The 21,823-nt window shown below is 72.8% G+C and carries 19 protein-coding genes; 10 read left to right on the top strand and 9 right to left on the bottom strand.

The window, feature by feature from the left end:
- The first annotated feature begins 224 nt into the window (after positions 1–224).
- Positions 225–2,618: a SpoIIE family protein phosphatase gene (locus AB5L52_RS04930; protein WP_369362748.1), complete on the top strand. Its 2,394-nt coding sequence runs from the start codon at positions 225–227 to the stop codon at positions 2,616–2,618.
- A 52-nt stretch (positions 2,619–2,670) separates the two neighbouring features.
- On the opposite strand, the gene AB5L52_RS04935 is transcribed toward AB5L52_RS04930, so the two are convergent.
- Positions 2,671–3,219, bottom strand: coding sequence for an RNA polymerase sigma factor (locus AB5L52_RS04935; protein WP_369362749.1), 549 nt, complete (start codon positions 3,217–3,219; stop codon positions 2,671–2,673).
- Between the two features lie 46 nt (positions 3,220–3,265).
- On the opposite strand from AB5L52_RS04935, the gene AB5L52_RS04940 reads away from it, so the two are divergent.
- The 3 genes from AB5L52_RS04940 to AB5L52_RS04950 all read left to right on the top strand — a co-directional run bounded on the left by AB5L52_RS04940 (position 3,266) and on the right by AB5L52_RS04950 (position 6,929).
- Positions 3,266–4,657 (top strand): serine/threonine-protein kinase, encoded by a 1,392-nt coding sequence (locus AB5L52_RS04940; RefSeq protein WP_369362750.1) that lies wholly within the window; start codon positions 3,266–3,268, stop codon positions 4,655–4,657.
- Positions 4,658–4,808: 151 nt separating this feature from the next.
- Entirely contained in the window at positions 4,809–5,495 is a 687-nt protein-coding gene (locus tag AB5L52_RS04945) for a DUF4232 domain-containing protein (protein ID WP_369362751.1), read from the top strand.
- 198 nt (positions 5,496–5,693) lie between these two features.
- The gene (locus AB5L52_RS04950) at positions 5,694–6,929 is read left to right on the top strand and encodes a hypothetical protein (RefSeq protein WP_351573203.1); all 1,236 of its coding nucleotides are present in this window, start codon (positions 5,694–5,696) and stop codon (positions 6,927–6,929) included.
- A gap of 44 nt (positions 6,930–6,973) precedes the next feature.
- On the opposite strand, the gene AB5L52_RS04955 is transcribed toward AB5L52_RS04950, so the two are convergent.
- Both AB5L52_RS04955 and AB5L52_RS04960 read right to left on the bottom strand, forming a co-directional pair.
- The gene (locus AB5L52_RS04955) at positions 6,974–8,722 is read right to left on the bottom strand and encodes a ricin-type beta-trefoil lectin domain protein (RefSeq protein ID WP_369362752.1); all 1,749 of its coding nucleotides are present in this window, start codon (positions 8,720–8,722) and stop codon (positions 6,974–6,976) included.
- A gap of 288 nt (positions 8,723–9,010) precedes the next feature.
- Positions 9,011–9,979 carry a helix-turn-helix domain-containing protein gene (locus AB5L52_RS04960; protein ID WP_369362753.1) on the bottom strand — a complete coding sequence of 323 codons (969 nt, stop codon included), beginning with the start codon at positions 9,977–9,979 and terminating at the stop codon, positions 9,011–9,013.
- A gap of 100 nt (positions 9,980–10,079) precedes the next feature.
- Between AB5L52_RS04960 and AB5L52_RS04965 the strand changes: the two genes are divergently transcribed.
- The gene (locus AB5L52_RS04965) at positions 10,080–10,889 is read left to right on the top strand and encodes a phytanoyl-CoA dioxygenase family protein (protein WP_369362754.1); all 810 of its coding nucleotides are present in this window, start codon (positions 10,080–10,082) and stop codon (positions 10,887–10,889) included.
- 20 nt (positions 10,890–10,909) lie between these two features.
- Here AB5L52_RS04965 and AB5L52_RS04970 read toward each other — a convergent pair whose 3' ends face one another.
- The gene (locus AB5L52_RS04970; RefSeq protein WP_351573191.1) at positions 10,910–11,890 is read right to left on the bottom strand and encodes an aldo/keto reductase; all 981 of its coding nucleotides are present in this window, start codon (positions 11,888–11,890) and stop codon (positions 10,910–10,912) included.
- A 139-nt stretch (positions 11,891–12,029) separates the two neighbouring features.
- Between AB5L52_RS04970 and AB5L52_RS04975 the strand changes: the two genes are divergently transcribed.
- Both AB5L52_RS04975 and AB5L52_RS04980 read left to right on the top strand, forming a co-directional pair.
- Positions 12,030–12,932: an endo alpha-1,4 polygalactosaminidase gene (locus tag AB5L52_RS04975; protein WP_369362755.1), complete on the top strand. Its 903-nt coding sequence runs from the start codon at positions 12,030–12,032 to the stop codon at positions 12,930–12,932.
- Positions 12,933–13,105: 173 nt separating this feature from the next.
- Positions 13,106–13,957 carry a hypothetical protein gene (locus tag AB5L52_RS04980; protein WP_351030342.1) on the top strand — a complete coding sequence of 284 codons (852 nt, stop codon included), beginning with the start codon at positions 13,106–13,108 and terminating at the stop codon, positions 13,955–13,957.
- Between the two features lie 78 nt (positions 13,958–14,035).
- Here AB5L52_RS04980 and AB5L52_RS04985 read toward each other — a convergent pair whose 3' ends face one another.
- The 3 genes from AB5L52_RS04985 to AB5L52_RS04995 all read right to left on the bottom strand — a co-directional run bounded on the left by AB5L52_RS04985 (position 14,036) and on the right by AB5L52_RS04995 (position 16,321).
- Positions 14,036–14,560: a flavoprotein gene (locus AB5L52_RS04985; protein ID WP_369362756.1), complete on the bottom strand. Its 525-nt coding sequence runs from the start codon at positions 14,558–14,560 to the stop codon at positions 14,036–14,038.
- Positions 14,561–14,878: 318 nt separating this feature from the next.
- The gene (locus AB5L52_RS04990) at positions 14,879–15,079 is read right to left on the bottom strand and encodes a ferredoxin (protein WP_351030347.1); all 201 of its coding nucleotides are present in this window, start codon (positions 15,077–15,079) and stop codon (positions 14,879–14,881) included.
- A 12-nt stretch (positions 15,080–15,091) separates the two neighbouring features.
- On the bottom strand, positions 15,092–16,321 hold the full coding sequence (locus AB5L52_RS04995) for a cytochrome P450 (RefSeq protein ID WP_351573177.1): 1,230 nt from the start codon (positions 16,319–16,321) through the stop codon (positions 15,092–15,094).
- A 268-nt stretch (positions 16,322–16,589) separates the two neighbouring features.
- Here AB5L52_RS04995 and AB5L52_RS05000 point away from each other — a divergent pair, with 268 nt between their 5' ends.
- Entirely contained in the window at positions 16,590–17,039 is a 450-nt protein-coding gene (locus tag AB5L52_RS05000) for a nitroreductase family deazaflavin-dependent oxidoreductase (protein ID WP_369362757.1), read from the top strand.
- Positions 17,040–17,314: 275 nt separating this feature from the next.
- On the opposite strand, the gene AB5L52_RS05005 is transcribed toward AB5L52_RS05000, so the two are convergent.
- Positions 17,315–17,779 (bottom strand): pyridoxamine 5'-phosphate oxidase family protein, encoded by a 465-nt coding sequence (locus tag AB5L52_RS05005; RefSeq protein WP_351573174.1) that lies wholly within the window; start codon positions 17,777–17,779, stop codon positions 17,315–17,317.
- 43 nt (positions 17,780–17,822) lie between these two features.
- Entirely contained in the window at positions 17,823–18,542 is a 720-nt protein-coding gene (locus tag AB5L52_RS05010; RefSeq protein ID WP_369362758.1) for a TetR/AcrR family transcriptional regulator, read from the bottom strand.
- A 124-nt stretch (positions 18,543–18,666) separates the two neighbouring features.
- Here AB5L52_RS05010 and AB5L52_RS05015 point away from each other — a divergent pair, with 124 nt between their 5' ends.
- On the top strand, positions 18,667–20,169 hold the full coding sequence (locus tag AB5L52_RS05015) for an APC family permease (protein WP_369362759.1): 1,503 nt from the start codon (positions 18,667–18,669) through the stop codon (positions 20,167–20,169).
- Between the two features lie 18 nt (positions 20,170–20,187).
- Complete coding sequence (locus AB5L52_RS05020) at positions 20,188–21,822, top strand: amidohydrolase (RefSeq protein WP_369362760.1); 1,635 nt, start codon at positions 20,188–20,190, stop codon at positions 21,820–21,822.
- Position 21,823: the final 1 nt, after the last annotated feature.

A 21,823-nucleotide genomic window follows, 5' to 3' on the forward strand; every position in this document is an offset into this window, starting at 1 on the left:
GATCGCGAACAAACAGATTCTGACGGTCTGCCACACGTGATCGTCAAGGGTCGGGAACCGCGCGTCCGCGCCCGCTGGCAGATCGACCGGATCTCCGCCTTGACCTTGTTCGACCGAACGGCCGGGTGGGCCGAGGCCGCGATTCACGGAAGTCCCGGAAGCACTACGCTGGAACACGAGAGGTGCCACCTGTTCACTGTGAGTGTGCGCTGGGAGCGGCGACGATGAGCCGGGTCTATCCGTTCGACGACGCGGGGACGGCCCGGGCGGTCATCGACGACGACGGGACGCTGGTCGAGTGGAACGAGGGGGCGCGCCGTCTGCTCGGCCACCCGGCGGACGCGGTCCTGGGCCGCCCCGCCGCCCGGCTCCTGGCCGGGGACGACACCCTGGTCCTGCCGACCGGAACCCGTTGGGAGGGAACGGTCGGATTGCGCCACCGGGACGGGCGTACCGTCCTGGTCTGGCTGCTCGCCCACCACCGGCCACCGCACGACGGACAGGGCGGCAGCTGGCTCCTGGTCACTCCGCTGACCGGCGCGGAACCGCCCGCCGAGGACGACCCGCTCGCCGAGGCGGGCCTGGTCCAGTCGCCGTGCGCGGTCGCCGTGTACGACGCGGAGCTGCGGCTGCGCCGGATGAACGACGCGATGGCCGAGATCGTCGGCCTGCCGCGGGAGCGCCTGCGCGGGCTGCGGCCCACGGAGATCGGCGGCAGGCCGCAGAGCGAGGACCTGGAAGAGGGCATGCTCCGGGTGCTGACCACGGGACGGCCACTGGACGTGCACACCTTCCAGCACACCGGCGGCGAGGACCACGCCCACGCCTGGCTCGCCCGGATGGCTCCGGTCAGGGACGCGCGGGGCCGGGTGCGCGGCGTGTGCGTGGCCGCGCACGACGTCACCGACAACCACCGGGCCCGGCAGCGGCTGCAGCTGGTGAACGAGGCGAGCGTACGCATCGGCAGCACCCTCGACGTCACCCGTACGGCGCAGGAGCTGGCGGACGTGTGCGTGCCCGCGCTCGCCGACTTCGTCACCATCGACCTGCTGGACCCGCAGGAGTACGGCGGCGAGCCCCCGGCCCGCGTGACGGCGCCGGTCACCCTGCGCCGGGCCGCCCATCGGTCGGTCCTCGCCGAAGTGCCGGAGGCGGTGCGCGATCCGGGGGAGACCGAGGAGTACCCGCCCGGCTCGCCCCAGGCGGACTCGCTGACCGCGGGCCACACCATCATCGCCTCCGCGGGCGACATGCTGTCGTGGCTGACCTGGAACACCACGCGGGGCGGGCGGGTGCGCCGATTCGGCATCCACTCCACGATGTCGGTGCCCGTCCGGGCCCGCGGGCTCACCCTCGGCGTGGCGGTCTTCACCCGGCACCGGCGCCCGGACCCGTTCACCGCGGACGACCGGCTGCTCGCCGAGGAGATCACCACCCGGGCCGCCGTCTGCATCGACAACGCCCGCCGCTACTCCCGGGAGCGGGAGACCGCGCTCGCGCTGCAGCGCAGCCTGCTGCCCCGCACCCTGCCGCACACGGCCGCCCTGCAGGCCAGCTCCCGCTATCTGCCGGCCGCCCGGACCGGGGTGGGCGGTGACTGGTTCGATGTGATCCCGCTGTCCGGGATGCGGGTCGCGATGGTCGTCGGGGACGTCGTCGGGCACGGCGTCGAGGCCTCGGCGACCATGGGCCGGCTGCGCACCGCCGTCCGCACCCTCGCCGACATCGACCTGGCCCCGGACGAGCTGCTCACCCACCTCGACGATCTGGTGGTGCGGCTGGCGGAGGAGTCCGGCGTCGACGGCCGCCCCGGCGAGCTCGGCGCGACCTGCCTGTACGCCGTGTACGACCCGGTGTCCCGCCGCTGCACCCTGGCCCGGGCCGGGCACCCGCCGCCCGTACTGCTGCGGCCGGGCGGCCGGCCGCAGCTGCTGGAGCTGCCCGCCGGTCCCCCACTGGGCCTGGGCGGGCTGCCCTTCGAGTCCACCGAGCTGGCCCTGCCCGAGGGCACCGTCCTCGCCCTGTACACCGACGGTCTCGTGACGTCCGGGGAGCGGGACGGGGACACCAGCCGGGCGCTGCTGTACGAGGTGCTCGCCGGGCGCGCGGACTCCCTCGACGAGACCTGCGACCGCGTGCTGCGCGCCCTGCTGCCGCCGGGCGGCGCCGCCGACGACGTGGCGCTTCTGCTCGCCCGCACCCGGGGGCTGCCCGCCACCCAGGTGGCGACCTGGGACGTCCCGGCCGACCCGGCGCTGGTCGCGCCGATCCGCAAGCAGGCCGTGGAACGGCTGGACAGCTGGGGGCTGAGCGAGGCTGCGTTCACGACGGAGCTGGTGGTCAGCGAGCTGGTCACCAACGCCATACGCTACGGCGCCCACCCCATCCGGCTCCGGCTGATCCACGACGACGCGACCACGCTGATCTGCGAGGTGTCCGACTCCAGTCCCACCGCCCCGCATCTGCGCCGGGCCAAGACCTTCGACGAGGGCGGCCGGGGCCTGCTGCTGGTCGCCCAGCTCACCCAGCGCTGGGGCAGCCGGCACACCCCGGACGGCAAGACGATCTGGGCGGAGCTGCCGCTGTACGAGGAGCCGCTGTACGGGGAGGAGGGGTAGCGCGGCGCGGCCGTGTACCCGCTGTGCCGCCCGGCCGCCGGCGCGGGACCGCTCAGCCGCCCGCCAGCCAGGGCCGTACCTGTTTGCGGGCCTCGTGCAGGCGCGATTTCAGGGTGCCGAGGGGGATGCCGACGCGCTCGGCGACCTCGGCGTAGTCCAGCTGGCAGATGTCCCGGTAGACCAGCGGCGCGACCAGGTGGGGATGCGTGCGCTCCAGCCGTTCCAGCGCCTCCAGCAGGTCCACGCGGGAACCGGCGATGACGCTGGTGGTGCGCGGGTCGACGGCGTACGTGGGCTCGATCGCGGCCGGCTGCTCGGCGGCCCGCCGCTTCAGTTCGCGGTACTTCTGCCGGCAGCAGTTGGCCACGACCGTGAACAGCCACGTGCTGAAACGGCTGCGGCCCTCGAAGCGGGAGATGTGCCGGGCCACCTGGAGCAGCACGTCCTGTGCGGCCTCCTCGGCGTCCTCGCGGCACGGCAGGAAGCGGCCGCAGCGGCGCACCACCTCCGGCCGGATCTCAAGCAGCAGCCGGTCCAGTGCCGCGCTGTCGCCTGCGGCGGCCCACCGGGCGAGGTCTTCCACCGGCGCCTGGTCCTGCACGAAGGGTCCCCCTTCAAGTCGATCTCAGGCCAGGCATGATAGTCGTATGCACTCCCTGGAGCGGATCGGCCGCTACCGCCTCGAACGTCCGCTGGGCACCGGCGCCTTCGCCACGGTGTGGCTCGCCCACGACGACGAGCTGCAGGCTCCGGTCGCGGTGAAGGTCCTCGCCGAGAACTGGGCCCACCGGCTCGACATCAGGGACCGCTTCCTGTCCGAGGCCCGGCTGCTGCGCCGGGCCGGCTCCAACCGCGTGGTGCAGGTCTACGACATCGGTGAACTGCCCGACGGCAGGCCGTACTTCGTGATGGAGTACGCCGACGGCGGCACCCTGGCCGACCTGCTGGCGGGCGGGCCGCTGCCGGTGGGCCAGGCGCTCGCGCTGACCGCCGAGGCCGCCCGGGCCGCCGCCGCGCTGCACGAGGCGGGCATCGTGCACCGCGACATCAAGCCGACCAATGTGCTGCTGCACACCGCCCCGGACGGCACCCGGCGGGTGCTGCTGGCCGACCTGGGGCTCGCCAAGAGCCTCGCCCAGGCCTCGGTGCTCACGCTGGCCGCGGGTTCGGCGGGCTATCAGCCGCCGGAGCAGGCCGAGCCCGGCGAGGGCATCGACGAGCGGGCCGACGTCTACAGCCTGGGCGCGGTCGGCTACGAACTGGTCACGGGAAGTGTGCCGGGCCCGCCGGGCCGGGTCGCACCGCCCGGGCGGCTGCGGCCGGACCTCGGCGAGGACGTGGCGGGGGCGCTGCTGCGCGCGCTGGAGCCGGACCGGGCGCGGCGCTGGCCCGGCGCGCAGGCGTTCGCGCACGAGCTGGACCGGCTGGCGGCGGCCGCACCGGCACCGCGGCCGGCGCGGCGGCTGGACGGTGTGCGCGGCCGGCTGAACACGGTGACGCTGTCGCTGGCCGCGCTGCTCGCCGCGGCGGCGGCCGCGGCCGGGGTGACCGTGCTGCTGCACCGTGGCGGCTCCCCGGACGAGGTGCGGGTGACGGACTCGACGGGGCGGGTGGCCGTCAAGGTGCCGGCGGCCTTCGGCCACGAACTGCGCGACTCCGGCTGGGACCCCGGCGCGCTGGGGCTCGCCAAGGGACACGAACCGGGGCTGGTGGTCGCCGACGACCTGTCCCGGTGGGCCGATCTGGGAGCGGGGGTGGACGGCGTGTTCGTCGGGGTCAGCAAGCACGGCGATGTGACGGCCCGGGTGAATGCCCTCGCGCACTCCGGCTGCCGCTTCTCCGGCAGCCGGAGCTTCACCGACGCCGACTGGCACGGGCTGGTGCGCGCCTGGAGCGGCTGCCCGGACGGCGGCTCGGTCACCGAGTCCGCGCTGGCCCCGGCGAAGGGCGCCGCGCAACCCCAGGTGTACGTACAGGTGCGCGAGCGGGGCGACAAGGACGCGACCGAGGAGATACTCCGTTCGCTGAGCGTGACCTGACGGGCGCCTGCCCGCGGCCACGACGGGGAAGACAACCTGCGTGTGCCGAACTTTTCCGGGGCCGCGCGCATCGGAGTGTGATGACGGCGCACTCGGTGCCGCAGGCACGCGGTCCGTCGCGTGCCATGATCAACCAGGAGTGTCGATCGACATGGTGTACACCCCCCGGTCCGCACGGCACGGGGCCCTGCTCGTGGGCACGGTCGCCGTGCTGGGCCTCCTGTCCGCCTGTGGCAACAGCCACGACGTCCGCAGCAACCCACCGATGACGGACTCCGGTACGGCCGCGCCGGCGACGGGCGGCCCGACGAGCCCGGCGTCCGCCCCGTCCGCACCGGCCTCGGCACCCGCCGGCGCCCACTCCTCCCCCGCCCCGCAGACGAGCCCCTCCGCCGGCGGCGGCACGCTCGTCCCGGCGAGCAGCCGCTGCCACACCTCCGAGCTGAGCGCCTCGGTGGGCCGCAACGACCCGGGCGCGGGCCAGGAGAACTTCCCGGTCGTCCTCACCAACAAGTCCGGCCGGACCTGCACCCTGCGCGGCTTCCCGGGCGCTGCGTTCGTGAGCGGCTCCGGCACCCAGCTCGGCCCGGACCCCAAGCGTGAGTCGGGCTCTGTGACGACGATCACCCTCAAGCCCGGGCAGAGCGCCTGGGCTGGGCTGACCTTCTCCAACGCCGGTATCAGCGGCGCCAAGACGGCCACGCCGACCGCGCTGCTCGTGACGCCGCCGAACGAGCGGGACGCGCTCAAGGTCTCGTGGTCGGGCGGTGCGGTGCCCGTGTCCGGGAACTCCTCGTCCGTCTTCCTGTCGGCGTTCAGTCCCGGCACCGCCCCCTGACCTGCCACGACACCCCCGAGAACCCCGCTGCCCACTCCCCCGGGCAGCGGGGTTCGTCATGACCGCGCCACAACTGTCACAGGACGGCAACAGCCGCCCCGAGCCCCGATCTTTCTTCCCGCTCCCGCCATCGAACCCGGCGACCCACACCGGCGAGCAGGCCCCCACCGGGGCCGTGACAGGAATTCGGGGAGCAAGATGAGCGGGATCTCACGCAGGCGGGTGCTGACGGCGGGCGCGGCCGCGGGCGCCCTGGGCACGCTGGCCGCGTGCTCCTCCGGCACCGGCCTCTCTGTCGAAGGCCCGGCGGACGGCAAGGGCACGGCCCAGGCCGAGGCGAAGCCGATCGGCGACGGCTCCACCGCCGACACCGGCGCCCAGCCGCACCAGCCGACGCCCGAGCGACTGAAGCCGGGCCAGAAGCCCCCGCAGTTCGTGGTGTTCTCCTGGGACGGCGCGGGCGAGCTGAGCAACAATCTGTTCTCCCGGTTCCGCAAGGTGGCCGCCGACCACGGCGCCAAGATGACGTTCTTCCTCAGCGGCATCTACGCCCTGCCCGAGTCCAAGAAGCACCTCTACCGTCCGCCGCAGCACCCGGTCGGCGCCTCCGCCATCGGCTACCTCGCCGACCGGCACATCCACGCCACCCTCCAGCAGGTCCGGTCGGCCTGGCTGGAGGGCCACGAGATAGGAACGCACTTCAACGGGCACTTCTGCGGCGCGGACGGCGTGCGCAACTGGTCCCCGGCCGAGTGGCGCAGCGAGATCGACCAGGCCAAGAGCTTTGTGAAGCAGTGGAAGACCAACACCGGCTTCACGGACCTCGAGCCGCTGCCCTTCGACTACGACAAGGAGCTGATCGGCGGCCGCACCCCCTGCCTGGAGGGCCAGTCCAATCTGCTGCCCACGGCCGCGGCCCTCGGCTGGAAGTACGACGCCAGCTCCCCCGGCGGACTGCAGATCTGGCCGGGCAAGGTGCAGGGCGGCAAGATCTGGGACTTCCCGCTGCAGTCCATACCGTTCCCCGGGCACAAGTTCCAGGTGCTGTCGATGGACTACAACATGATGTTCAACCAGTCCGGCGGCAACCCGAACGGCGACCGCGCCCAGTTCGACGCCTGGCGCACCCAGGCCCGCGACGCCTATGTCGCCGGTTTCCAGCGGGCGTACACGACCAACCGCGCCCCCTTGTTCATCGGCAACCACTTCGAGCGCTGGAACGGCGGCATCTACATGGACGCCGTGGAGGAGGCCGTCGGGAAGATGGCCGCGTACGGCTCCGACGTGCGCTTCGTATCGTTCAAGCAGCTCGTGGCCTGGCTGGACGCGCAGGACCCGGCGGTACTGCGCAAGCTGCGCACGCTGGTGCCCGGCCAGGCCCCGCTGGGCGGCTGGGCGGAGTTCCTGGGCACGGCGGGCAGCCGGTCGTCCTGACGCACGGCTCACGATCGCGTCGCCACCGCCGTGCCACCCCCGGGTCAGCGGTGGCGGCGCCCGCCCTCGTACCCACCGCCGCCGTAACCCCAGCCGCCGTCACCGCAGTAGTACGGGTACGCGGAGCAGGGGTCGAAGGTGGCGGACGGGGTGGGCGCCGGAGCGGACGGGGCCGGGGTCGGCGGGGAAGTGGTCGGGGAGGTCTTGGGGGTGGGTGTCAGGGCGCGGGTCGGCCGGTGCGGGGTGGGCGTCGGCGACGAGGGGCTGTCGCTGTCCCAGTTGACGTTCTGCATCCGCAGGTCCGGCTTGATGGTGTCGACGCTCCAGCGCTGGGCGGCGCCGGGGGCGCGGTTCTTGAGGACCAGGGCGCCGGAGCCGTCGGTGGCGGCCGGGGTGAGGGCCAGTTCCTGGTTCCAGCGGGGTATCAGGGTGCCCTGGAGGGTGAAGTCGTAGCGGATGTTCCTCGCGGTCTCGCCGGTGGCCGAGCAGAGGGCGAGGCGGACCGAGTAGCCGAGGTGGGAGTCCAGGCACAGGCCGGGCGCGGCGGAGTTGCGCAGCAGGCCGTCGGTCTCGTACGTCCACTGCTGGCTCGGTGTCGCGGAGCAGGCGGCGAGTTCGGTCTCGGCGTCCTTGACGGCCCGCTTCCCGACGACGTCGATGCACAGCCCGGAGGCGAGATCGCGCAGCCGGCCGTGCACGGCGCCCTGGCCGGCCGGGCTCGCACCGGCCCAGGACGCGCCGGGACTCGTGGTGCCCTTGCCCGGCGCGGGCGAGGACGCGCGACCGCGGGCCGGGGCCGCACCGTCCCCGGAACCGGGCATCGCCCACAGCACCAGGGGTACGACGACCAGCCCGCCCACGGTGCCAACGGCCAGGGCGAGATGGCGCCGCCGGGCACGCCGGGCGCGAGCGGCTCGCCGCGGCGTCTCGACGGCCTGGAAGGCCTCGTCGGGCAGGGGTGCGGCGGTGGGACGTGGCGCATCCTGCTCGGGCTGCTCGGTGCGGGTGGCCCGGGACTCCACATAGGCGTGGGCGGCCCAGCCGAGGACCGCCTCGGCGAGGGCGAGGCCAAGTCCCTTGTTGAACGCGGTGAGTTGGTCGGCGGTCCCGGCGCAGTGGGCGCATCCGCCCAGGTGCCGGCGCAGGTCCGGGTCGATGTCGGTGGCGCCGCGCCGGAACGTCACGTCGAGCATGCGCAGATAGCGTCGGCACTCGGTGTCGGGGGCGAGTTCGCGGTGGACCTGGAGGCACTCCTCGCGCAGCCGTTGGCGGGCCCGGCGCAGCTCGACGCGGGTGTCCTCCTCGTCCAGGCCGAGCAAGGCGGCGGGCAGGGCGAGCGGTTCGGCCTCGACCTCCGTGTGCCACAGCACGGCGCGGCTGGTCTGGGGCACCCGCTGGAACGCGCGGGACAGCTGTCGCCGGCCGGGCGGCGGCAGCAGCCGGGCGGCGACGCGCTCACCGCCGGCGCCGGACCGGAGCTCCGGGTGGAGGAGTTCGCGGCGGCCGTCGGTGTCCCACTCGGCCGCGATCCGGCGGACGGCGACCAGCACCTCGGGCCGCCAGGCGGCGGTCGGGCCGTTCTGCCGGAGCGATTCCCCGAAGAGCCGGGTGAACGCGGCGGTGGTGAGCATGCCGGCGGCGCGCGTGCCGTCCGTGCACAATCGGGCGTAGGCGAAGGCCGCTTCCCAGTGCCGGTCGAGGAGTTCGCCGACCGGATGGAGCGCCGGTGTCCCTCCCGTCCACTTCTTCAGCTCGGCACTGAGTCGCTCGTCCGACTGCCCTGCCTCATTCACGACTGCATTCCTCCAGACGTGATAACGGAATTAGTCCATACCAAGCAGTATGGGAGGGTGGCGGGGCTGCTCGAACGTCCACCTGAGGCGGCTCTTTTGAAGCGTGGGGGGCGTACGGGGAGCGGCCTGACGCATATATGTCGGGAAATGCGATGTGCCGGCGCACCGACAGCGCACACTTTTGCACAGCCGCGCACGCCCGAACAAGAGATCTCTCGATTATCGACAAGTGCCCGCGGCAGCATTTCTTATTGACGAACGGTCAGTAGATTCCCCTTTTTCCTCTGCTTACCGCCGTTCGCCCGCCCGGTACGCGCCGGGCGGTACTCCATGGCGTTCCCGGAAGACCCGGCTGAAGTGGAAGGGGCTGGTGAATCCAGAGGCCGCGGCCACCCGCTCCACGGTCAGGTCGGTGCCCTCCAGCAGCCGGGCCGCGTGCCGCAGCCGGGCCTCGCGCAGGGCCCGCATCGGGGACCGGCCGGTGCTCTGGGTGAACAGGTGCGCGAACCGGGACGGTGACAGCGCGACGCTCTCGGCGAGCGAGCGGACCGTGTGCGGAGCGCCGGGGTCGGCGGCGATCAGCTCCTCGGCGCGGCGCACCCGGGCGTCGGCAGCCGGCCCGGGCGGCCTGCTTCGGCCCGATGCGGGCGGCGATGTCCCGTCCGGTACGGACAGGGGCGTCCGTACCGGTACGGACATCGGCGTGCGGGAGCCGCCGCCGGCGGCGAGGAGGACGACCTCCTCCAGCGCGCACAGGGCCAGTTCCCGCGCCAGGCCGCCGTGTGCCACGGCCACCGGGTCCCGCTCCCGCGGGGTGCCCTCGGCCGGTCCGCAGGCGTCGGCGAGCATCCGGCCGAACGCCGCGTCGATCCGGTCGTACAGGGCGCCGGGCACGGCCGGTACGGCGTACAGGCCGTCGGCGACGGCGTAGGGGGTGAGCCAGGGCGTCCAGGACGGGCGGGCCCGGCAGTGCGTCCACCAGAACCACCAGCGCTCGGCGCCGGGCGCGACGGCGTAGCGGTGGGCGGTGCCCGGGGCGAGCACCACCAGATCCCCGGCGCCGGCCCGTGCCCTGGCTCCGCCCTGACGGAGCAGCCCGCTCCCGCCCAGGGTGAAGGTGAACAGCCAACTGTCCGAGCCCCGGGGCCGGTTCACGCCGTAGCCCGGACCCTGGTGGTAGCGGCCGGTCACCACCAGTCCGGGCGGCGGCGACGGGTCGGCGGCGGCAGCAGTCGGGGGCAGGTCGTCAGCACGCATAGGCATCCTCCCGTCGGGCGCGTCGGCCTAGCGTGGCAGGTGAGTGACCAGCGGATCCCGATGAGTGATCACCGGGTCCCCGGATCGCAGGAGCGGACACATGACAGCCATGGACAACCATCCCCGTCTGCCCGAGGCGCTCCGGCAGCGGTTCAAGGAGGACGGCTTCACCGTCGTACGGGGGCTGTTCGGCCGGGCCGAGACCGAGCGGCTGTGCGCCGCGTTCGCCGCGCTGCATGCGGCCGGTCCGGTGCCGGGGCACTTCGCGCCCCGCCCCGCCGATCCCGACCCGCTGCGCCGGTATCCCCGGGTGATGCAGCCGCATGAATTCAGTGCCGTGGCACGGGAGTTCCTGCTGGACGCCCGGTTGCGGGCGGTGCTGGAGGTGCTGTTCGGCGAGGAGGTGCTGGCCGCGCAGAGCATGTTCTACTTCAAACCGCCGGGTTCGCGCGGGCAGGCGCTGCACCAGGACAACTTCTATCTGCGGGTCGAGCCGGGCACGTGTGTGGCGGCGTGGCTGGCCTGTGAGCCGATCGACCGGGACAACGGCGGCCTCGAGGTCGTCCCGGGCACCCATCGGATGGACCTGTTCTGCCCCGAACTCGCCGACGAGGAGCTGTCGTTCGCCCGCGAGTACGTCCCGCCGCCGGCCGGACTGACCCCGGTTCCGGTGGATCTGGCTCCGGGTGACGTGCTGTTCTTCAACGGCAGCCTGGTGCACGGCTCCGGACCGAACCGCTCCGCGGACCGCTTCCGGCGCTCGTTCATCGGGCATTACGTGGGCCGTTCGGCCGAGCGGATCGGGGCGTACTACCGGACGCTGTCCATGTCCGGCGACCGGGTGCCGTTGCCGGAGAGCGAGGGCGCCGGTCCGTGCGGCACGGAGTTCACACCCCACGGACCTCATTGAGCCGGCTCTCCCCGTGTCCCCTACCGAGGCCCGCCGTGGCCGCTGATCGCATGCGGGGTGTACGGCTGCTCCAGTTCCTCGATCTCCCTCTCGGTCAGCTCCAACTCGACGGCGGCCACCGCGTCCTCGATGTGGTGCGGCTTGGCGGCGCCGACGATCGGGGCCGCCACCGTGTCCTGGTGCAGCAGCCAGGCGAGGGCCACCTGGGCGCGGGGCACGCCGCGGTCGTTCGCGATACGGGCGACGGCCTCGGCGATCGAGCGGTCGCTCTCCAGATACAGGCGGCTGCCGAAGTTGTCGCCCGCGCTGCGCTCGGTGACCGTGCCCCAGTCGCGGGCGAGCCGGCCCCGGGCGAGCGGGCTCCACGGGATCACGCCGACGCCCTGGTCCGCGCAGAGCGGCAGCATCTCCCGCTCCTCCTCGCGGTAGAGCAGGTTGTAGTGGTTCTGCATGGACACGAACTTCGTCCAGCCGTGCAGCTCCGCCGTGTACTGCAGCTTGGAGAACTCCCACGCGTACATCGAACTCGCCCCGATGTAGCGGACCTTGCCCGACTTGACCAGGTCGTGCAGCGCCTCCATCGTCTCCTCGACCGGGGTGTACGGGTCGGAGCGGTGGATCTGGTAGAGGTCGACGTAGTCGGTGCCGAGGCGGCGCAGGCTGTGGTCGATCTCGGTCATGACGGCCTTGCGGGACAGCCCGGCCGCGTTGGGACCCGGCCGCATCCGGCCGTTGACCTTGGTGGCCAGCACGATCTCGTCGCGGTTGGCGAACTCGCGCAGGATCTTGCCGGTGATCTCCTCGCTGGTGCCGTCGGAGTAGATGTTGGCGGTGTCGAAGAAGTTGACGCCCGCCTCCAGCGCCTGCCGGATGAGCGGACGGGACGCCTCCTCGTCGAGGGTCCACTCATGGACACCGCGGTCGGGCAGGCCGTAGGTCATGCAGCCCAGACAGATCCGTGACACGTCCAGGCCCGTCGAACCGAGCTTCACGTACTGCATCGTTGCTGCTCCTGCCTTCGGGACGATGGTCACCGACGAGCGTACGGCGTGTTCCTGCACCGACTTGACGACCTGACAGTCCGGGCGATTTGATCCTGAGCCGTGCCGCGCAGACCGGCGTGCGCAGGAGGGAGCGGACGTGCCCCACACGGGTGTTTGCCGCGCCGCGGGCCGCCGCAGGACCGCAGGCGCCTGGGCAGCGGCCCTGATCATCACCCTTGCGGCAGTGGCCGGCTGCGACTCCGGTGGCTCCGGCACTGCCGACGGCTCCGGCGGCGATTCCGGTGGCCAGGGCGGGCGCGGCCCGTCGCGGCCCGCCGCGGTGCGGCTTCCCCCGCGCGGCGCCGGCTTCGACTACCAGATCGGCGGCGCCTATCCCCCGCCGAAAGGCGTGCGGATCGTCAGCCGCGACCGCTCCGACTCCCCCGCGCCCGGCCTGTACAACATCTGCTACGTCAACGCCTTCCAGGCCCAGCCCGAGGAGCGCTCCGCCTGGCCGGCCGACCTGCTGCTGCGCGACGCGCACGGCAAGGCGGTCATCGACGAGGACTGGAACGAGGCGCTGCTCGACATCGGCACCCCGGCCAAGCGGGAGCGGGTCGCGCAGCGCGTGAACCAGTGGATCGACGGTTGCGCCCGGAAGGGCTTCGACGCCGTCGAGCCCGACAACTACGACAGCTACACCCGCTCCCACCGCCTCCTCACCGCGGCCGACGCGACCGCGTTCATGACCCTGCTGTCCCGGCACGCGCACGCCCGGCACCTGGCCATCGCGCAGAAGAACACCGCCGCGCTGGCCGGTGTGCGGGAGCGGGCCGGGCTGGACTTCGCGGTGACGGAGGAGTGCGGTCAGTACGACGAGTGCGGGGTGTACGCGAAGGCGTTCGACGACCGGGTCGTGGACATCGAGTACACCGACACCGGGCTGCGCTCGGCCCTCGCCCACTGGGGCGGCCGGCTGAGCATCGTCCGCCGGGACCGGGACGTGTCGACCCCGGGGAGCGAGGGATACGTCCGCAAGGCGGCCGACGGTCCGGTGTGAGCCGCCCATCGATACGGCCCCGCGCCGCTTCGGGGCGCCGCCGACCGGGCGGTTGTATTGCTGCCCCCAGGTGACCGTCCGGCGTGGGAGCCGAACGATCGTCGTACTGTCGGTTCATCGTCGGCGCAGACGACCGGCACCCGGCCGGTCTCGGCCGCCCCGGAGGAATCGCGGTGCCGACTCGTCCCACCACTCTGAGAACCCTGGCCGGTGCTGCGCTGCTGCCGCTGGCCCTCGCCACCCCCGCCTGTGGACAATCCGCTGCCGCACCGGTGCCGGAGACGCCGGCCACCGTGTGCTCGCTCGCCGGCACGCTGCACGGTACGCACGGTGAGCAGGCCGATGTGAGCCTGTGCGCGGACACCGGCTCCCCCAGATTCAGCATCACGGCCCCGGCCACCTGCAAGATCGGCCGTACCCGGGTCCGCTACGCCTGCCGTACCGAGGGCACCTGGAAGGCCAGCCGGTCCGGCAAGTCGCTGGGCACCGGAACGCTGCCGGGCTCCGGCCTGTACCCGGGTCCGGGCACCTACGACCTCACCGCCACCGTGCACGTCCGGTCGGCGCCCGCCGGTGTCGACCTGAAGGGCACGGTGCAGACCACCGTGTCGCTGACCGCGCCCAAAGCGAAGGTCACGCACGCCGTCACCGTCGACCGGAGCGTGCTGCGCCGCAACGCCACGACCACCGTGACCTACACGATCCGCCGGGACAGTGACGTCGGAGACGGCGACGCGCGCCTGGGGATGATCGGCCAGGAGGGCACCGGCCTGCGGATCACTACGGCCGACAAGCGCTGTGTCAACCCGCTGGTGGGCCGGTACCCGTCGAAGACCCGGCTGGCGCACTCCATCGACTGTACGGTGACCGAGCTGCAGCCCGGCCACCCGGAGAAGCTCAAGATCAACTACACCGTCGGGGCCAAGTGCTCCACGGTGGTGTCGAAGCTCGGCTACTGGGTGCCGAAGGGGCAGGACATGTTCACCGGGAACATGCTGGCGGGGCCGACACTGACCTGCCGCTGAGCGCTGCGCCGGAATCACCGGGACAGCCCCGCGCCCCTTGGGGCGCAGCCGAACCGCAGGGGACTTCGCCGACCCTGCTCAGAGCAGGTCCAGCGCCCGCTCCCAGGCGAAGCCCGGCCGACCGCCGTCCGGCCGGGCTTCGCCGTTGTACGCGGCGCCGAAGCGGACGCCCATCCCGCGCAGCCGGGCCAGGCTGTCCTGGTAGGCGGGGTGGGCGGCCAGCGCGTCGGCCACACAGGGCAGCACGGCGATCGGTACGCCCGCGCCCGCGGCCTCGCACAGGGTGCCGAGGGCGAGGGTGTCGGCGATGCCGGCCGCCCACTTGTTGACGGTGTTGAAGGTGGCGGGTGCCACCAAGACGGCGTCCGGCGGCGGGAAGGGGCGGGGGTCGGCCGGTCTGCGCCAGGCCGACCGGACGGGACGGCCCGTCTGTGCCTCCACGGCCGCGGCGTCGAAGAAACCGCCCATGGCGACCGGCGTGGCGATGACACCGACCTGCCAGTCCCGCTCCTGGGCCGCGGTGATCAGCTTGCCGACGCCCGCGGCGATCCCGGCCGCGCACACGACGACGTAGAGGAAGGGCTGCTCGGCCTGTTCGGTCATCCGGGCACCTTACTGAAGCGGGACGGACGCCCCTCGCTCGGCCTCGGGCCGGGCGGCGGTCTCGCGGGTGAACGGCGGCAGGGGCGGGCGGTCGGCCATGTCCTCCTTCTGGGCTCGCCGGTGGACGACGCCGAACTGCCCGCCGCACTCACCGGATCCTGTTCCTGCTCGCCGAGGGGAGCCATGGTGACGGCGGGTATCGCCGGGAGGACCCGGCCGGCGGCCGAGGCCCGCGAGGCAGCGCGAGCCCTGGTGACAGCCGCCGACCGGGGTCGGGGTCGCTTACTTCCGGATCTTGCCGGGGTCACCGGCCCCGGCTCAGCCGGCCGGTTCCGACAGCCTGATCGCGCTCACCGGGCAGGCGCGGGCCGCCTCCCGGACCATCGGGTCGCCGGCGCCGTCCTCGCGTCCGGGCAGCAGGGCGCTGAAGCCGTCGTCGTCCTGGGTGAAGACGCTCGGAGCGGCCAGGGCGCACTGGCCCGCGCCGATACAGAGGTCCTTGTCGATGTCGATGTGCATGATCAGAGCCTCTTACCAGGTCACGGGGAGTTCCAGCATCCCCTGGATCGTGTCGCCGCGCTTGAAGCGGACCTCGTCGGCCGGGACGGCCAGTCGCAGTCGCGGCAGCCGGGCCAGCAGGCTGCCCAGGGCGATCTCCAGCTCGGCGCGGGCCAGGTTCTGCCCGAGGCACTGGTGGATCCCGAAGCCGAAGGCCACGTGGTGGCGGGCGGGGCGATGGAAGTCCAGGGCGTCGGGGTCCTCGTACCGGGCCGGATCGCGGTTGATCACCGAGGTCGAGAAGAGCACGCCCTCGCCGGCCCGGATCGTGGTGCCGTCGATCTCGATGTCTGCCAGCGCCACCCGCTGCAGCCCCTCCGCGATGGACAGCATCCGCATCAGCTCCTCGACGGCCTCGGGCAACAGCCCCGGGTCGGCGCGCAGCTCGGCCAGCCGGCCGGGGTGCTGGAGCAGGGTGTAGGTGCCGAGGGAGATCATGTTGGCGGTCGTCTCATGGCCCGCGACCAGCAGGATGACGGCCAGCGAGACGAGTTCGGCGCGGTCCAGGTCGCCGTCGCGCAGCCGGCCGTGGACGAGTTCGTCGAGGATGCCGTGGCCCGGTTCGGTCTGCCGCGCCTTGTCGTCGATCAGCCCTCCGAGGTACTCGTCCAGGCGGTCACGGGCGTTGGTGGAGTCGGCCGCCGTGGGGCCGCGCAGCAGCCTGCGGGACTGCTCCTCGAAGAACTCGTGATCGGCGTACGGCACTCCGAGCAGGCCGCAGATCACGATCGAGGGCACGGGCAGGGCAAAGGCGGAGACCAGCTCGGCCGGCGGCCCCTGGGCGATCATCGCGTCCAGCAGCCGGTCCACGGTCCGCTGGATCCACGGCCGCAGCCCGGCCGCACGTTTGACGGTGAACGACGGGATCATGAGCCGCCGCTGCCGGTTGTGTTCGGGATCGTCCACCCCGAGCAGCGCCACCCGGCGGTCACGAACGCCGGCGAACCGCTCGGAGGGGACGGGAAAGCCGGGATGGCTGCGGTTGCTCGACAGGCGGGGGTCGGAGAGCAGGGCGCGGGCGGTGGCGTGTCCGGTGACGGCCCAGACCTCGCGGCCGTCGAACAGGGTCACGCGGGACAGGGGGCGCCCGTCGCGCAGCGTCTGGTATCCGGTGGGCGGGTGGTAGGGACAGGTGCGGTCCTGCGGGAAGGCGACGGGGTCGGCCTGGGCCGCCGGGCCGGTGATGTCCGTCAGTTCCGTCATGGAAAGACCTCGCAGACGACGAAGTGCGTGGTGCCGATCTTCATTAGATGCCTCAGGCACCTATGGGTCGACGCCAAGTTCGGCCACTTCGGTGAACCGGGTGATCTGGCCGAAGAAGAGGGGTCGCAGGGATGCATTCCAGCCCCGCTCCGGCAGGAGGTCGTCACCTCATCGGCCCAACTCGTCCGCGGTATGGATGATTCGCCGAGCGACCGGTGTTGTATGCGGGTGACGGAAAGCTGTTGGACCGACGAAGGGGACGGATCCCATGCCTCTTGAGGGCGAGTACGAGCCCAGCCCGACGCAGTGGGTGCGCGAGCAGGTCGAGTTGTACGAGAGCTCCGGCGGGACGAAGGGAACGACGCTCCTGGACACCGGGCTTCCGGTGATCGTGCTGACCACGCGGGGCGCGCGGAGCGGGAAGATCCGCAAGACGCCGTTGATGCGGGTGGAGCACGAGGGGACGTACGCGGTGGTCGCCTCGCAGGGCGGCGCGCCCAAGCACCCGGTGTGGTACTTCAATATCATCTCCGATCCGCATGTCGAGCTGCAGGACGGACCGGTCAAGCAGGACATGAGGGCCCGTGAGGTCACCGGCGAGGAGAAGACCCGGTGGTGGGAGCGGGCCGTCGCCGCGTATCCGCCGTACGCCGACTACCAGAAGAAGACCTCGCGGGAGATCCCGGTCTTCGTGCTGGAGCCCTTCGCGGGGAGCTGATTCGGGGCGGGCACCGACGGGATTCGGGGCGGGCACCAACGGGTTTCAGAAAAATCTACGCTGAGCAGGTGTGAAGCCGTCCCGGGCCGGGCACCCGTGCCACAGGCCCCGCCGCGTTCCCCCGTCGCGGCGGGGCTCTCGCATGTCCTGCTTGTCGGGGTGGAGTCGAGGCCCGTCTTCCGGCGGCTGGAAATGCTCGCCGAACGGCCGGCCGCACGGCCGGATCCGGTCGGTGACACCCGCTGTGCCGACCATGCTCGCTGTGCCCGCGCCCCTTATGGAGCGCTCACCCACGCTCCGTTGCGCATGAGCTCGCGGCCCTTCAGTTCGTTCGCCTCTCGCCAGGCCTGGACGCGCTGCGGGAGGACTCTGAAGTACAGGTAGCGGGTGGCGAGTTGGCGCGGGTCGAAGCCGGTCTGGCCGGCGAAGACCTCGGCGTCCTCCTCGGGGAGGTCCTCCGGGGTGACCGCCTGGACGGTGCCCTCGATCAGGACGACGTCGCGGGTCGGGCCGAGGCCGAGGCGGGCCCGGCCGGTGGCCACGAGGTTGCGGCCGGTGGGGCTCTCGGCCGGGGTGGCGATCAGCAAGGTCGCGCCGTCCCACACGAAGGACAGGGGCACGAGATAGGGGGTGCCGCCGTCGGGAGCGGCGGTGGCGACCCAGACGTCGACGTCGTGCTCCAGCCGGTGGAGGGTGTCCTTCAGGCGCTCCGCGAGGGTGCGGGCGGGCGGTGGGGTCATGGCGTACGTCCTCCTCGGGATACGGTCCCGTCCAGTGTGGCCGTCAGGCCTGGGTCCGCGCGCGCAGGTGGTCGAGGCGTGTCCGGGCGGCCGTCAGGAGCAGTTCGAGGGCGGCCGGGTAGGAGCTGGCGCGCATGGTGGCGACGAGATGGGGGGCGGTGGCCGCGATGTGCGGGTGGGTGTCGGCGGGCAGGCGGCCGTAGGTGCTGCGCCACACCTCCGCCTCCGCCTCGCGCGCCGGCTGCGGCAGGGCGGTGCCCGCGGAGTCCAGGGCGCCGAAGGCGAGGGACTGGTCGACGAACGCGTGATAGATGCGCACCGCCTCCGGGTCCGGGAACCCGGCCCGGCGCAACACGCCGAGGATGCTCTCCACGGCCTGGATCTCATGGGCGCGCCCGGTGACGCGGTGGGCGCTGAGCATCGCCGCCCGCGGGTGGGCGAGGGCGCCGGCGTGCATGCGCAGGCCGAGTTCGCGCAGGTCGGCCACCCAGTCGCCGGTCGGCCGCCAGGTCCTGAGGGTGCGGCCGATCAGTTCGTCGGCGATGGCCAGCATCAGGGCGTCGGTGTGCCGGAAGTACCGGTACAGGGAGCTGGGGTCGGCGCCGAGGGCCCGGCCGAGGCGGCGCACGGAGAGGGCGTCGGCGCCGTGCTCCTCGATGAGCCGCAGGGCGGTGGCGACGATCAGCTCCTCGGACAGGACGACACCCTGTTTGGTGGGGCGGCGGCGCTGCCGGGCGGCGGGCGGGACGACACGGTCGGTCATGGGGCCTCCCTGGTTCGTGCCCGGCACCTTATGACAACGTCGTTGACCTGTTAAGCCCCCCGGCAGTTTCATGTGCGGTCACCGGGGCCGACCGGGGCCCCCGCGGTGCGAGCGGAGAACCGGCATGAGCGACAGACCCTTCGGAGTGGATCCCCCCGCGCGGCCCGAGCTGCGCAGGTCCCTGAGCGTGCTGGACGGCGTCGCCGTCGCCGCCTCCAGCACGGCCGCCACGACCAGCATCGGCATCGGGCTGGGGGTGACCGCAGGCGTGGTCGGCCCGCATCTGCCGGCCATCATGCTGCTGGCGTTCCTGCCCGTCCTCGGCATCGCCGGGGCCTTCTCGCGGCTGAACCGGGTGGAGCCGAACGCGGGCAACGGCTATGTGTGGGTGGGCCGTTCGCTCAGCCCGTGGCTCGGGTTCATGGTCGGCTGGGTGAACTTCGTGGCGAGCGTGGCGTTCCTCGCGTACACCACGGCGGTCACCGGGTCGGCGCTGCTGCAGCTGGCCGGGGAGGCGGGCCTGCACCGGATCGGCTCGCTCGGTCTCGATCCGGGCTCGACCGCGCAGACGACGGCGGTGGGGATCGTCGTCCTGGTCGCCGTCACCCTGACCGCCGTGACCGGGGTGCGCACGGCGGCCCGGCTGCAGACCGGGCTGCTGGTCTTCGAGTACGTCGTCCTGCTGGGGTTCTGCGGCTACGGCATCGTCACCGGGCCGCACTCCTTCAGCCTCTCCTGGTTCGACCCGTTCGCGATCCCCTCGGCGACCGCGGTGGCGCAGGGGCTGCTGCTGTCGGTCTTCTGCTACTGGGGTTTCGAGGCCGCGTTCACCGTCAACGAGGAGGTGCGCGACCCGCGGGACGCCTCCCGGGCCGGGATCATCACGCTGGTGACGATGCTCGGGCTGTTCCTGCTGGGCTCGGTCGCCTTCCAACGGGTGCTGTCCCCCAAGGAGTTGGCAGGTCACGGCGCGCAGGGGCTCGCGTACTACGGGGACCGGCTGGCGGCCCAGCCGCTGGCCGCGCTGCCGCTGGTCGCCCTGATGTTCTCGGCGGTGGCCTCGCTGCAGGCCGGGGTCATCCCGACGGCACGCGGGATGTTCGCGATGAGCCGGGACCGTACCCTCGGGCCGGTGTGGTCCAAGGTCAGCGCCCGGTACGGGACTCCGGCGGCCGGGACGCTGCTGATCGGGGCGCTGGCCGTCGTGGTGGCAGCGGGGGCGCTGGTGATCCCGCGCCTGGCCGACATGATCGACGCGGTCGTGAACGCCGTCGGTATCGTCGTCGCCCTGTCCTACGCACTGACCGCGCTGGCGGCCGCCGTACGCTTCCGCGCGCTGCTGCGGGAGGACTGGCGGCAGGGCGTGCGCGCGGTGCTGCTGCCGACGCTCAGCGCGGTGGCCCTGCTCGGGCTGGGCGGCTACCTCTGCCGGTCCTTCTACGACTCCGCCGACCACCTCGAACTCCGCGCGGACAACGGCTGGTTCCTGCTGCTCATGCCGGTCGCGATGATCGCCTCCGGGTTCGTGGTCGGCGCCTGGGCCAAGTGGGTCCGCAGATCGCCGTACTTCCGCACCGGCGCGGGCACCGACGCCGACTCCCCCGAGCTGCTCACCACCTCCAACTGAACGACCAGGAAAGGCATCATGCACGCTGATCTGCTGTTCACCGGCGGCCCCGTCCTCACCCCCGAGGGCCCCGAGGGCCGTACCGCGACCGCCGTCGCCGTCACCGGGGGCCGTATCACCGCCGTCGGCGGCGACGAGCTGCGCGACCTGGCCGGGCCGGGCACGGAGATGGTCGATCTCGCGGGGCGGCTGCTGCTGCCCGGTTTCCAGGACGCGCACATCCATCCGGTGCCGGCGGGGCTGGAGCTGACCCAGTGCGATCTGTCCGGCACGACGACGGCCGAGGAGACCGTGGCCGCCGTACGGGCGTACGCCGACGCGCATCCAGAGCGGGAGTGGATCCTGGGCGGCGGCTGGTCGATGGAGGCGTTCACGGGCGGTACGCCGACGAAGGAGCTGCTGGACGCGGTCGTACCGGACCGGCCGGTGTACCTGCCGAACCGGGACCATCACGGTGCCTGGGTCAACAGCCGGGCGCTCCAGCTGGCCGGTGTCGACCGGAACACCCCCGACCCGGCGGACGGGCGGATCGAGCGGGACGCTACCGGGGAGCCGAGCGGCACGCTGCAGGAGGGTGCGATGCAGTTGGTCGGCAGGCTCACCCCGCCCGCCACGCCGGCCGACCGGCTGGCCGCGCTGCTGCACGCCCAGCGGCATCTGCACGCGCTCGGCATCACCGCCTGGCAGGACGCCCTGGTCGGCGACTTCCTCGGTATGGACAACCCGGCCGAGGCGTATCTCGCGGCGGCGCGGGACGGTTCGCTGACCGCGCGGGTGGTGGGGGCGCTGTGGTGGGACCGGGAACGCGGGGCCGAACAGATCCCCGAACTCGTGGAGAAGCGGGCGGCGTTGAGCCACGGCCGGTTCCGGGCGGGCACGGTGAAGCTGATGCTGGACGGGGTCGCCGAGAACGGCACGGCCGCACTGCTCGACCCCTACCTGGACCGGTGCGGGTGCGCGACCGCCAACCGCGGCAAGAGCTTCATCGACCCGTCCCGACTCCCCGGGTATATCACCGAGTTGGACGCCCTCGGCTTCCAGTGCCACTTCCACGCGCTGGGCGACCGCGCCGTGCGCGACGCACTGGACGCGGTGGAGGCGGCCCGCGCCGCGAACGGGCCGAGCGACACCCGGCCGCATCTCGCGCATCTGCAGGTCGTGCACCCGGACGATGTGCCGCGCTTCGCCCGACTCGGCGCGACCGCCAACATCCAGCCGCTGTGGGCCGCGCACGAGCCGCAGATGGACGAGCTGACGATCCCCTTCCTCGGGGCCGAACGGGCCGCCTGGCAGTACCCGTTCGGGGCGCTGCTGCGCTCGGGGGCGCGGCTCGCGGCAGGCAGCGACTGGCCGGTGAGCAGCCCCGATCCGCTCCAGGGCATCCATGTCGCGGTCAACCGCGTCGAGCCGGGCGGCACCGCATCGGTGTTCCTGCCCGAGGAGCGGCTCGGTCTCGCGGACGCGCTCATGGCGTACACGGCCGGATCGGCGTACGTGAACCATCTGGACGACACCGGCCGGGTGGCCGTCGGGGCGCTCGCCGATCTGGTGGTGCTGGACCGCGATCCGTTCGCCGGACCGCCGGAGGCGATCGCGGAGACGACCGTGGCACTCACCTATGTGGGCGGCGAGCGGGTCCACAGCGCGGGATGAT

The sequence above is a fragment of the Streptomyces sp. CG4 genome (assembly GCF_041080655.1).
In the GTDB taxonomy this organism is placed as follows: Bacteria; Actinomycetota; Actinomycetes; order Streptomycetales; family Streptomycetaceae; genus Streptomyces.